Raw genomic sequence first — 13,431 nt, 5'->3', positions numbered from 1 at the left:
TAAAATTCTACTTGTATTTTAGAATCTAAAATGGGAAAATATAATAGTCTATGGATAGACGCTTTTAAAGGAGGTGAATCGACGTGGAAAACTTCGATAAAGTAAAAGATATCATCGTTGACCGTTTAGGTGTAGATGCTGATAAAGTAACTGAAGATGCATCTTTCAAAGATGATTTAGGCGCTGACTCACTTGATATCGCTGAATTAGTAATGGAATTAGAAGATGAATTTGGTACTGAAATTCCTGATGAAGAAGCTGAAAAAATCAACACTGTTGGTGATGCTGTTAAATTCATCAATAGTCTTGAAAAATAATAAACCTATATCTGAGTCGTCTTTGTGTCGGCTCAGATTTTTTCTTTTGTTTTATTGCAATTTCACGTAAAATTATAGTTAACGCATCATTAATTGAGGAGGTAAGATTTATGACCAATCATAAAAAGACAGAGATGGTTAATCAATTTCGAAAACAATTTGCACAAAAGATGCAAGAGTTAGGTTTTGAATATCAAAATATAGATTTATATCAACAAGCGTTTTCACATTCTAGTTTCATCAATGATTTTAATATGGATCGTTTAGCTCATAATGAACGTTTAGAATTTTTAGGTGATGCGGTATTAGAATTGACGGTTTCACGTTATTTATTTGATAAACACCCAGATTTACCAGAGGGTAATTTAACAAAAATGAGAGCGACTATCGTATGTGAGCCTTCACTTGTAATATTTGCAAATAAAATTAAATTAAATGAACTCATCTTGTTAGGAAAAGGTGAAGAAAAAACTGGAGGTAGAACTAGACCTTCCCTTATTTCTGATGCTTTTGAGGCATTTGTTGGTGCCTTATATTTGGATCAAGGGTTAGATACGGTGTGGAAATTCGCCGAAAAAATTATCTTCCCTTATGTAGAAGATGATGAACTAGATGGAGTTGTAGATTTCAAAACACAATTTCAAGAATTTGTTCATACACAAAACAAAGGTGACGTTACTTATCGTTTGATTAAAGAAGAAGGTCCAGCACATCACCGTTTATTCACTTCCGAAGTGATATTAGAAAAGCAAGCTGTTGCTGAAGGTAAGGGTAAAACTAAGAAAGAATCTGAACAAAAAGCAGCTGAACGTGCCTATAAAATGATGAAGAACAAATAATGTTACGACATACAAATACATCCAATAGAGATTAACGTTATGTGATTTGTATAAGTTGAATACTGATGCAATCAACATGAATATGCATCAAACAATAAGTTGATTTCGAAGTAAGAATCAACGTGGATTTGGATAAGGAGAATAGCATGGTTTATTTAAAATCAATAGATGCCGTAGGATTTAAGTCATTTGCAGACCATACTGATGTTCAGTTTGATAAAGGTGTTACAGCAATTGTTGGTCCAAATGGTAGCGGTAAAAGTAATATTACTGATGCGATTAAATGGGTTTTAGGTGAACAATCTGCAAAATCACTTCGTGGTTCTAAGATGGAAGATATTATTTTTTCTGGTGCAGAACATCGCAAACCCCAAAATTATGCAGAAGTTAAATTAAAATTAGATAATCATTCAAAAAAATTACAAATTGATGCTGAAGAAGTTGAAGTCACACGACGTTTATATCGTAGTGGTGAAAGTGAGTATTATTTAAATAATGATCGTGCACGATTAAAAGATATTATTGATTTGTTCTTAGATTCTGGGTTAGGTAAAGAGGCATTTTCGATTATTTCTCAAGGTAGAGTTGATGAAATTTTAAATGCAAAGCCAATAGATCGAAGACAAATTATCGAAGAATCAGCAGGAGTTTTAAAATATAAAAAACGTAAAGCTGAATCCGTTCAAAAATTAGATCATACTGAAGATAATTTAACACGTGTTGAAGACATTCTATATGATTTAGAAGGACGCGTTGAACCTTTAAGAGAAGAAGCGGCTATAGCGAAAGAATACAAACAATTATCATCAGAAATGGAGAAAAGTGATGTAATTGTTACTGTCCATGATATTGATCAATATACAAAAGATAACGCTCAACTAGACGAACAACTTAATGATTTAAAAGGTAAACAAGCAAATAAAGAGGCTGAACAAAGTCAAATTAATCAATTATTGCAAAAGCATAAAGGTAAACGTCAAGAGTTAGACCAACAGATTGAACAATTAAACTATAACCTAGTTAAGGCAACTGAAGAATTTGAAAAATACTCTGGTCAACTTAATGTATTGGAAGAACGTAAAAAGAATCAGTCAGAAACTAATGCAAGATTTGAAGAAGAACAAGACAACTTACAGACTCAATTAGAAAATGTTCAACAAGAAAAAGAAGAGGCAATTCATACACTTAATCAATTAAAACAGAAACAAAAAGAATTAAATAAAGAAATACAGACACTTGAATCTAAATTATATGTTTCTGATGAACAACATGATGAAAAATTAGAAGAAATAAAGAACCAATATTATGAGTTGATGTCTAAACAGTCAGACGTGAATAATGATATTCGTTTTTTAGAGCATACTATTAATGAAAATGAAGCTAAAAAATCAAGGCTTGATTCTAGATTAGTTGAAGCTTTTAATCAATTGAAAGAAATACAAAATAACATTTCAAATACTGAAAAAGATTATAATCAAACTCTGAAAGAAATGAAAAAGACTGAACAACAAATCAAAGAAGTAGAGAAACAATTGACTCAATCGAAACAACACCAGTCTGAATTTGAAAATAAATTGTATCAAGCTTATCGTTATAACGAGAAATTAAAATCTCGTATTGATAGTTTAGCAACACAAGAAGAGGATTATACGTATTTCTTTAATGGCGTAAAACATATATTAAAAGCTAAAGGTAAAGAATTAAGTGGTATTCATGGTGCTGTAGCAGAAGTTATTGACGTTCCATCCCATTTAACACAGGCTATCGAAACAGCTTTAGGTGCATCATTACAACACATTATAGTTGAAGATGAGAAAGATGGACGCCAAGCAATACAGTTTTTAAAACAGCGCAGTTTAGGGAGAGCAACATTTCTACCGTTAAATGTAATTCAACCGCGTTATTTAGCTTCAGATATCAAATCAACAGCACAATCTTCAGAAGGATTTGTGAATATTGCTTCAGATGCTGTTAAGGTATCGTCTCAATATAAAAACATTGTCGAGAATTTATTGGGTAATACAATTATAGTTGAAGACTTAAAGCATGCTAATGACTTAGCGAGATCAATTCGCTATCGTACAAGAATTGTTACACTTGATGGAGATGTAGTTAACCCTGGTGGTTCTATGACAGGTGGTGGCGCTCGTAAAACAAAAAGCATCTTGTCTCAAAAAGATGAACTTACAACAATGCGCAAGCAATTAGCAGATTATCAACAACAGACTCAAGAATTTGAAAAACAATTTCAAGCCCATCAATCTCATTCTGAAAAATTAAGTGAACAATATTTTGATATCAGTCAAAGTTATAATACTTTGAAAGAAAAAGCACATGGCTATGAATTAGAACTTGATCGTCTGAAGAAACAAGAAGCACATCTTAAAGATGAACATGAAGAATTTGAATTTGAAAAAAATGATGGTTATCAAAGTGATAAGAGTAAAGAAACACTCGAACAAAAGCAACAACATTTAGCTGAAATTAAAGCAGAATTAAAACAACTTGAAGAAGATATCGAGCGTTATACAAAATTATCCAAAGAAGGTAAAGCATCTACTACACAAACACAACAACAACTGCATCAAAAACAATCAGATTTAGCAGTAGTCAAAGAGCGTATTAAAGCTCAACAACAAGACATCGAACGTTTAGATAAACAATTACAAAGTACAGAACAACAACTTGATACTATTAAAGAAAAAATAGAATTATTTAATTCAGATGAAATGATGGGTGAGCAAGCGTTTGATAAAATCCGAACACAAATTAAGGATAAAGAACGTGAAAGAACTGAATTAAATCAGCAACTAGATCAAGTTAAACAACAACGAGTTGACTTAAATCAAATGATTGAAGACAATGATAATAAGCTTCAAGAATGCCACCAAGATTTATTGTCTATCGAAAATCATTACCAAGATATTAAAGCAAATCAATCTAAATTAGATGTATTAATCAATCATGCTATCGATCATCTTAATGATGAATATCAACTTACGGTAGAAAGAGCACGTACACTTTATGACAATGATGAAGAGATCGATTCTTTACGTAAAAAGGTTAAATTAACAAAAATGTCCATTGATGAATTAGGCCCCGTTAATTTAAATGCAATTGAACAATTTGAAGAATTAAATGAACGTTATACTTTCTTAAATGAACAACGAACAGATTTGCGTGAGGCAAAATCTACATTAGAACAAATTATTAATGAAATGGATAAAGAAGTAGAAGGACGATTTAAAGAGACGTTTCACGCTGTTCAAAATCATTTTAGTAATGTGTTTAAACAACTGTTCGGCGGTGGTAAGGCTGAGTTACAACTCACTGAAGATGACTATCTAGCAGCTGGCGTTGATATTATCGTGCAACCACCTGGCAAAAAATTACAACATTTATCATTATTAAGTGGTGGAGAGCGTGCATTAAGCGCAATAGCTTTATTATTCGCTATTTTAAAAGTAAGGTCAGCCCCATTTGTAATCTTAGATGAGGTCGAAGCGGCATTGGATGAAGCAAATGTAATCAGATATGCTCAATATCTCAATGAGTTATCTGATCAAACGCAATTCATTGTGATTACGCACCGTAAAGGAACGATGGAATTTTCAGATCGTTTGTATGGTGTTACGATGCAAGAATCAGGAGTATCTAAATTAGTAAGTGTTAACCTAAATACAATAGATGAGGTTATGAAGGAGGAAGAAGCATGAGCTTTTTTAAACGCTTAAAAGATAAATTTTCAGGATCGAGTGAAAAAGATATAGAAAAAGAATTATCCAATGAGGAAGAAATTGATGAGTCTTCGAAAAAGACTGACGATTCACAACAAGGGTTACAAAATGAAATTGAAGAAGAAAAACCTAAAAAGAAACCTAAAAAGTTAAGTGAAGCTGACTTTGATGAAGATGGATTAATTTCAATTGAAGATTTTGAAGAAATAGAAGCACAAAAAATCGGAGCGAAATTTAAAGCTGGATTAGAAAAATCTCGTGAAAATTTCCAAGAACAGTTAAATAACTTAATAGCGCGTTATAGAAAAGTTGATGAAGAATTCTTTGAAGCATTAGAAGAAATGTTAATTACAGCTGATGTTGGTTTTAATACGGTAATGCAACTTACTGAAGAATTACGTGTTGAAGCACAACGTCGTAACATTCAAGAGACAGAAGATTTACGAGAAGTTATCGTAGAAAAAATTGTTGAAATTTATCACCAAGAAGATGATAAATCTGAAGTGATGAATTTAGAAGATGGACGTTTAAATGTTATTTTAATGGTTGGTGTTAATGGTGTAGGTAAAACAACAACAATCGGTAAATTAGCATATCGTTATAAAATGGAAGGTAAAAAAGTAATGCTTGCAGCAGGTGATACTTTTAGAGCGGGCGCTATTGAACAATTAAAAGTTTGGGGCGAACGTGTTGGTGTAGAAGTGATTAGCCAAAGTGAAGGTTCAGATCCTGCAGCTGTAATGTATGATGCAATTAATGCTGCTAAACATAAACAAGTAGACATTTTAATATGTGACACAGCAGGACGTTTACAAAATAAATCTAACCTAATGCAAGAACTTGAAAAAGTTAAACGTGTTATTGGTAGAGCCGTTCCAGACGCGCCACATGAAGCATTACTTTGTTTAGATGCCACAACTGGACAAAATGCATTATCACAAGCTCGTACATTTAAAGAGGTAACAGATGTTTCAGGTATCGTATTAACTAAATTAGATGGTACAGCTAAAGGTGGTATTGTGTTAGCTATTAGAAATGAACTTAAAATACCAGTTAAATATGTAGGTTTAGGTGAAAAATTAGACGACTTGCAACCATTTAATCCCGAAAGTTATGTTTATGGTTTATTTGCAGATATGATTGAACAAAATGAAGAAATTCCAGAAGAAAGTAGTGACGTTTCAGCTGATAATCATGAGGAAAATAATAATGAGCCAAAATGATTTAGTTAAAACGTTACGTATGAATTATCTCTTCGACTTTTATCAGTCACTTTTGACTGATAAACAACGAAATTATCTAGAATTATTTTATTTACAAGATTATGCTTTAAGTGAAATTGCTGATACTTTTAAAGTGAGTAGACAGGCAGTTTATGATAATATAAGAAGAACTGGCGATTTAGTTGAAGATTATGAAGCTAAATTAGGATTATACAAAAGGTTTGAACAACGACGAGATATTTATAATCAAATGAAACAATCTCTTGATAAACCAGAATTATTAAAGCAATATATAGATCAATTAGAAGAATTAGAATAACGATGAGGAGGGAATAATTATGGCATTTGAAGGATTGTCGGATCGCTTACAAGCATCAATGCAAAGAATGCGTGGTAAAGGTAAAGTTACCGAAGCGGATATTAAAGCAATGATGCGAGAAGTGCGTCTTGCATTATTAGAAGCCGACGTTAACTTTAAAGTTGTTAAAGATTTCGTCAAAACTGTTTCAGAACGTGCTTTAGGTTCAGATGTAATGCAGTCATTAACACCTGGACAACAAGTCATTAAAATTGTTCAAGATGAATTGACTAATTTAATGGGTGGCGAAAATTCATCTATCAAAATGGCTAATAAACCACCAACTGTTGTCATGATGGTAGGTTTACAAGGTGCAGGTAAAACAACAACTGCCGGTAAATTAGCGCTTTTAATGCGTAAAAAATATAATAAAAAACCAATGTTAGTTGCTGGAGATATTTACAGACCAGCTGCCATTGACCAATTACAAACAGTAGGTAAACAATTAGATGTACCTGTTTATAGTGAAGGTGACCAAGTTAAACCTCAACAAATTGTTCAAAATGCATTGGCACACGCTAAAGAAGAACATTTAGATTTTGTTATTATTGATACAGCAGGTCGTTTACACATCGATGAAGCATTGATGAATGAACTTCAAGAAGTTAAAGAAATAGCGAAACCTAATGAAATTATGTTAGTGGTTGATGCCATGACCGGTCAAGATGCTGTTAATGTAGCTCAATCATTTGATGACCAATTAGATGTAACTGGTGTTACATTAACTAAATTAGACGGGGACACTCGTGGTGGTGCTGCGCTATCAATTCGTTCCGTTACTCAAAAACCAATTAAATTTGTAGGTATGAGTGAGAAACTAGATGGTTTAGAACTATTCCATCCAGAACGTATGGCATCTCGTATTTTAGGTATGGGTGATGTACTAAGCTTAATTGAGAAAGCACAACAAGATGTTGATGAAACAAAAGCTAAAGATTTAGAGAAAAAAATGCGAGATTCATCATTTACATTGGATGACTTCTTAGAGCAACTTGATCAAGTTAAAAATCTTGGACCATTGGATGACATAATGAAAATGATTCCTGGTATGAACAAGATGAAAGGATTAGATCAACTTAATATGAGTGATAAACAAATCGACCATATTAAAGCGATTATCCAATCAATGACACCTAGTGAAAGAGAAAATCCAGCAATGTTAAATGTATCACGTAAAAAGCGTATTGCTAAAGGTTCAGGACGTTCATTACAAGAAGTGAATCGTTTAATGAAACAATTTAACGACATGAAGAAAATGATGAAACAATTTACTGGTGGCGGTAAAGGTAAAAAAGCAAAACGTAATCAAATGCAAAATATGCTAAAAGGCATGAATTTACCTTTATAATATTTTATATATTCCAACAGATTTCAGTCTGTTGGAATTTTTTATGTATGAGGAATGCCTTACCTAATCGTATGTACGATTAGGAACCTATTTATGACAATTCATTTCATGAATTTAGAACAGATATGTTTGAAATATATTGATATAAAGGGATAAAATCTTATATTGGCAGTAGTTGTCTGTATAGAAAATGCGCTTTTTAAGCTTTTTTCTATACTAGTCAACCTTGCCGGGGTGGGACGACGTTAAAGTTGTAATTATTTAAAATTTAGTAAGCTGTTTAATACACATGATTTTGTTTATTGATGTCCCTTGTAAATTAAACTTTAACTTTCCCACTACCATAACCAACACTAATTTTCTTTCAGAAAAAAGTAACGAAGAGGAACGCCTTAGCTAAAGCTAATGCATAACCAAATCTACAATTCATTTCATGAATTTAGATTTGGTAAAGAAAAATGTCTTTACAAAGTTTTATATACCTGTTATTATTTATTCTTGTAGAAAATAAAAATTGAAATGTTCAAAGGAGAGTTTTATAATGGCAGTTAAAATTCGTTTAACTCGTTTAGGTTCTAAAAGAAACCCATTCTATCGTATCGTAGTTGCAGATGCACGTTCACCACGTGATGGTCGTATCATCGAACAAATCGGTACTTACAACCCAGCACACGTTAATGCTCCAGAAGTGAAAATTGACGAAGAATTAGCATTAAAATGGTTAAAAGACGGTGCTAAACCAACAGATACAGTTCACAATATCTTATCAAGAGAAGGTATTTTGAAAAAATTTGATGACCAAAAACACACTAAATAATTCTAGTCATTATTGACTAATCTATCAATTTAGTTAGGGCGCCATTATTTGGTGCCTTTTTTATTTATATCAATGTCTTACTTATAACAAATCAATAACTAATAACTTTAATCAATGGTAAAGTGATATTATGAAATAAACTTGCAATATAAGGAGGTTAGTATTAATGGAAGTAGAAGTAGGACAAATCGTTAATACTCATGGAATTAAAGGAGAAGTGAAAGTAAAATCTAATTCTGATTTTACAGATACTCGTTTTCAACCAGGAGAAGTGTTAACAGCTAAATTAAATCAAACTGAAAAAGATTTAACTATAACATCATATCGTGTACATAAAGGATTTCATATGTTGAAATTTGAAGGCATTGATAATATCAATGATATCGAATATTTAAAAGGTGCTACGCTTTACCAAGAAAGAGACCATGAAGAAATAGAATTAGAAGAAAATGAATTTTATTATTCTGATATTATAGGTTGTACTGTCTTTGATGATAATGAACAACCTATTGGTAGAATTACAAGTATTTTTGAAACTGGAGCTAACGATGTCTGGGTTGTAAAAGGAGATAAAGAATATTTAATTCCTTATATTGCAGATGTAGTTAAAGAAGTAGATGTTGAAGGTAAAAAAGTGATTATCACGCCAATGGAAGGATTGTTAGATTAATGAAAATTGATTATTTAACACTTTTTCCAGAGATGTTTGATGGCGTGCTTAACCATTCGATACTAAAAAGAGCTCAAGACAAAAATATTATTGAAGTGAATACTATTAATTTTAGAGACTATTCTATCAATAAACACAATCAAGTTGATGATTATCCCTTTGGTGGTGGACAAGGTATGGTCTTAAAGCCTGAGCCAGTGTTTAATGCAATGGAAGACTTAAACAGAACAGATAATACTCGAGTTATTTTAATGTGTCCTCAAGGACGTCCATTTAGCCAAGCAATTGCACAAGAATTAAGTGAAGCAGAGCACATTGTGTTTATCTGTGGCCACTATGAGGGATATGACGAACGTATTAGGGAACATTTAGTCACTGATGAAATATCTATGGGTGATTATGTATTAACAGGTGGGGAATTACCTGCAATGACGATGACAGATGCCATTGTTAGACTCATTCCTGGTGTATTAGGTAATGAACAATCACATCAAGATGATTCATTCTCAGATGGCTTATTGGAATTTCCACAATATACAAGACCACGAGAATTTAAAGGTTTAAAAGTACCAGATGTGTTATTATCAGGTAATCACGCACATATTGATGAGTGGCGTCATGAACAGAAAATTATTCGTACATTAAATAAACGACCAGATTTATTAAAACAATATGATTTGACTGATAAAGATAAAAAAATCATACAAACATATAAAAACCAATTGAAAAACGACTAACGTTGTGCTAACATAATTTAAGTGTGAAAAAGCACTAAAAATCACTATGATCCGCTGCTATACATTTGTCTAGGCAAGAACATAGGTTGAAGGAGAGAATTTATAATGAGTAATCATAAGTTAATCGAAGCAGTAACTAAATCACAATTACGTACAGATTTACCTTCATTCCGTCCTGGTGACACTTTACGTGTACACGTTCGTATCATTGAAGGTTCACGTGAACGTATCCAAGTATTCGAAGGTGTTGTAATCAAACGCCGTGGTGGAGGAATTTCAGAAACTTTCACAGTTCGTAAAATTTCTTCAGGTGTAGGTATGGAACGTACATTCCCATTACACACTCCAAAAATCGAAAAAATCGAAGTTAAACGTCGCGGTAAAGTACGTCGTGCTAAATTATACTACTTACGTCATTTACGTGGTAAAGCTGCTAGAATCCAAGAAATTCGTTAATCAGCATACTAATAACGTAGTTACGTATGAAGACTATACTTTAGAAAAGCCATTAAGTTATCTTAATATGATAGCTTAATGGCTTTTTGTATGAATGGGTATATATTCGTTTGTGAATACAAATCCTTTAATGTTATTAAAAATCTATACAGAAAGTGTGAGTCCTATCAACTTAAACATTTGATAAGACTCATACTTTTTTAATTTCTTTTATTTAATTTTTTGGTAAATATTATACTGCCGATGATACCAATAATCGAAATAATGATTAATAAGTAAAAATGAGGTGGTGTATAAGTTAGTTTAATCATTTCTTGTCCTTTTTTAACAGGAATCGCTGTCATGATACCATTTGCTTTTTCAACTTTTTCTGTATGACCATCAATAGATGCTTTCATTCCTTTAGCATAAGGTACAGGCATAACTAAATAACCACTGTCTTTTTTATCTTTTTTAATTGTATAACCATTTCGTTGTTTATCAATATGCACATGCTTTAATTGTTGCGTACTTTGTTTTAATATTTGATAATTTTCGCCATATATACCTTTAACTTTAATACGGTATTTGCCTTTAGATAATTTTATATTTAAATCATCTGATGATTTAATACGCATTGTGACTGGGCTTACGAATCGACGATATTTATAAGTGAGCTCATTACGGTTTTGACTGTAATCATTTACACCTACTGTATGTTTTTTATCTGGTGATAATAATTCAACATCCATTTCAACGTATAAATCTTTATATTGTTTAGAAATGAATTGAGGTAATTGAAGATGAATGCCTCCATTATTTTTAGTAACTTCAATATGATTATTATAAAGTCGTTTAGCATTAACTAACGTACGTTTAGTATGTGATAACAGATTTGGATTTGAACTGAAAGACGTATTCGATTTATCGTCTTTCTGATTAAATACAACACCTTGAAGCATAGCTTGTTCTTGATCTAAAGGAGATTTTAAATCTTTCGCATCATATATTTTATTTGTAATATGTGCAGCTGGATAATGCATCATGTTATGTGAATGAATCCATTGATCACCGCTATCGTTAATTAACGCTTTCTTTTTAAATCCATAAGGCATATTTAAATCGTTAGGATGTCTAAGTCGATCTTCTACTCCCCATAATGCCATTAAGTTTGCACGATTGCCTAGATAACGATAAGTACTATTTTTATCTACTGGCATATTGATTTGCATTGTCTTATCATAATATTTTAAAATGTCTCCATCAAAAATGCTTGAGTATAAAGAAATCCCATTATAGTGATAAATGAATGGTGAATTTAATCCGTAAAAAGACATGTAATCGATTCTAGACAATGGATTGGACTGTGATTGTTTGATTTGTTGTATTTTATCGTTTAAAGTATGACCTCTATTGCTGGGATCATTGATATCCTTCATCGTTGATTGATAAGGCTCAATTGTCTTCTTAAAAGTCACATGTTCAATCGCTAATTGTTGTAGAAAAATGAGTAATATTAATAAAAGTTGGAGCCACCATTGATTAGCAAGCATAGGTTTTTTAATGATGAAACCTAATACGACAATAAGTATGATTGATACCAGAATCCAATAAATAGTATGACTTGCTTCCAAAAAGTAAATGATTCCATATAAACTAATAGGTATTGCAACTATTAAGTATTTTTTAAGTGATAATTCACTAATATGCTGTATTAATAATGCAACTAATGCGCTAGAAGATAACGTTAATGCATAAACCCAACGTCTTTGGGGCATTGAAAAACCATTAAATGCACTATCAAAGTATTGTGATAATGAGCCAATCAATAATATCCATGTCACTATGGCAAATAATCTAAAATAATAATGACGATATAATTTGATTGAAAATAAAGCAATAATTGTTATAAAAGTAATCGTTATATAAAATCCATCTGCAAAAATATTAAAATTACTGTTTGTAAGATCTGTCAATAAAGTGATTTCAAATTTAGAATTCTGTGCTCTATCATTGTTAAAAAATGAAGAAAGTCCTGTAAACAATCCAAATATACTGCTTAATACACTTAATATTACAGCAATTAGAAGCATATAGAATTTTTGCCATCTAGTCACAATATCTTTTGGATGCGTCATGATTATTCTATAAATAAAATAAAATCCTAATACGATTGCTTGATAATAACTAAAGTAAAAATTCATAAAAAGGGTCAAACCAATGGCAAATATAAAAAGTCCAATTTTCTTTTCTCTAAAGAAACGTTCCATAGAGAGTAAAGAAAGTGGTAATAGAATTAATAAATTACCATAAAAAGACCATGTAAAATTGTAGTAGATAACAACTGTAGAAATACAATACATTATTGTAGCTAAGATGACTGAAGTAGGTTTGAATTTTAAATATCTAAAGAAATAAAATGTACAAATAAATGTAAGAACGGTTCTAACATACGCCATTATTAATTGGTTTGCAGGCCAAAAATTGATATCGTGTGGGTGCGCTAATCCTATTTTTTCTAAAATCCAAATCCAACCAAAGTTAATCCACATAAGAGGTGACATTGAATAATAATAGGCAAGTCCTTTTACATAATCTCCACCTAAACCAAAGGATTCATCATAGAATCCTTTGAAAGTAGAGAAATGTTCATATAAATACATTTGAAATGGCATCATTTGTCTGAATCCATCTCCATTACCACTAAACACTGTTCCTTTAGTAATAAAAAGATAAATGAAAGGGAGATAAATGCATAGTGATAAAATAGCACTTGCAATGATAATTAATAATAGAAATGAATAAGGATTGGAAGTGATCTTTTTATACATTATGCTTTCTCTTCTTTCTCTTTATAGATTTTAAATATTTAATAAATATCAAACTTACAATCATACTAATTATTGATATAAAAATCATTGTATTCCATAAAGGTGGTTGATATTTAATG

The 13,431-nt window shown here is 31.4% G+C and carries 11 protein-coding genes; 10 read left to right on the top strand and 1 reads right to left on the bottom strand.

Annotation, left to right across the window (positions count from 1 at the left end; genetic code table 11):
• Positions 1-83: 83 nt before the first annotated feature.
• From CD121_RS11355 to rplS, 10 genes are all read left to right on the top strand, one after another.
• The gene (locus CD121_RS11355) at positions 84-317 is read left to right on the top strand and encodes an acyl carrier protein (protein WP_000426914.1); all 234 of its coding nucleotides are present in this window, start codon (positions 84-86) and stop codon (positions 315-317) included.
• Between the two features lie 110 nt (positions 318-427).
• Positions 428-1,156, top strand: a complete 729-nt coding sequence (rnc, locus tag CD121_RS11350) for a ribonuclease III (protein ID WP_017637125.1) — start codon at positions 428-430, stop codon at positions 1,154-1,156.
• Between the two features lie 146 nt (positions 1,157-1,302).
• Positions 1,303-4,872, top strand: a complete 3,570-nt coding sequence (gene smc, locus CD121_RS11345) for a chromosome segregation protein SMC (protein ID WP_107999701.1) — start codon at positions 1,303-1,305, stop codon at positions 4,870-4,872.
• A complete protein-coding gene (gene ftsY / locus CD121_RS11340; RefSeq protein ID WP_017637123.1) occupies positions 4,869-6,116 on the top strand; it encodes a signal recognition particle-docking protein FtsY in 1,248 nt (415 codons plus the stop codon). The genes smc and ftsY overlap by 4 nt, the downstream gene beginning before the upstream one ends.
• On the top strand, positions 6,103-6,435 hold the full coding sequence (locus tag CD121_RS11335; RefSeq protein ID WP_046466606.1) for a putative DNA-binding protein: 333 nt from the start codon (positions 6,103-6,105) through the stop codon (positions 6,433-6,435). The genes ftsY and CD121_RS11335 overlap by 14 nt, the downstream gene beginning before the upstream one ends.
• 19 nt (positions 6,436-6,454) lie before the next feature.
• A complete protein-coding gene (gene ffh / locus CD121_RS11330) occupies positions 6,455-7,822 on the top strand; it encodes a signal recognition particle protein (RefSeq protein WP_126568321.1) in 1,368 nt (455 codons plus the stop codon).
• 541 nt (positions 7,823-8,363) lie between these two features.
• Positions 8,364-8,639 (top strand): 30S ribosomal protein S16, encoded by a 276-nt coding sequence (gene rpsP / locus CD121_RS11325; protein WP_017637120.1) that lies wholly within the window; start codon positions 8,364-8,366, stop codon positions 8,637-8,639.
• 166 nt (positions 8,640-8,805) lie between these two features.
• On the top strand, positions 8,806-9,309 hold the full coding sequence (gene rimM / locus CD121_RS11320) for a ribosome maturation factor RimM (protein ID WP_017637119.1): 504 nt from the start codon (positions 8,806-8,808) through the stop codon (positions 9,307-9,309).
• A complete protein-coding gene (gene trmD, locus CD121_RS11315; protein WP_029055451.1) occupies positions 9,309-10,046 on the top strand; it encodes a tRNA (guanosine(37)-N1)-methyltransferase TrmD in 738 nt (245 codons plus the stop codon). The genes rimM and trmD overlap by 1 nt, the downstream gene beginning before the upstream one ends.
• Positions 10,047-10,151: 105 nt before the next feature.
• Complete coding sequence (rplS, locus tag CD121_RS11310) at positions 10,152-10,502, top strand: 50S ribosomal protein L19 (protein ID WP_126568318.1); 351 nt, start codon at positions 10,152-10,154, stop codon at positions 10,500-10,502.
• A 200-nt stretch (positions 10,503-10,702) separates the two neighbouring features.
• On the opposite strand, the gene CD121_RS11305 is transcribed toward rplS, so the two are convergent.
• Positions 10,703-13,312, bottom strand: a complete 2,610-nt coding sequence (locus CD121_RS11305; protein ID WP_126568316.1) for a YfhO family protein — start codon at positions 13,310-13,312, stop codon at positions 10,703-10,705.
• Between the last annotated feature and the right edge of the window lie 119 nt (positions 13,313-13,431).

Source organism: Staphylococcus pasteuri (assembly GCF_003970495.1).
Classification (GTDB): Bacteria; Bacillota; Bacilli; order Staphylococcales; family Staphylococcaceae; genus Staphylococcus; species Staphylococcus pasteuri.
The sequence above is the reverse complement of the archived record's forward strand: the minus strand, read 5'-3'. Positions and strand labels throughout refer to the sequence as shown.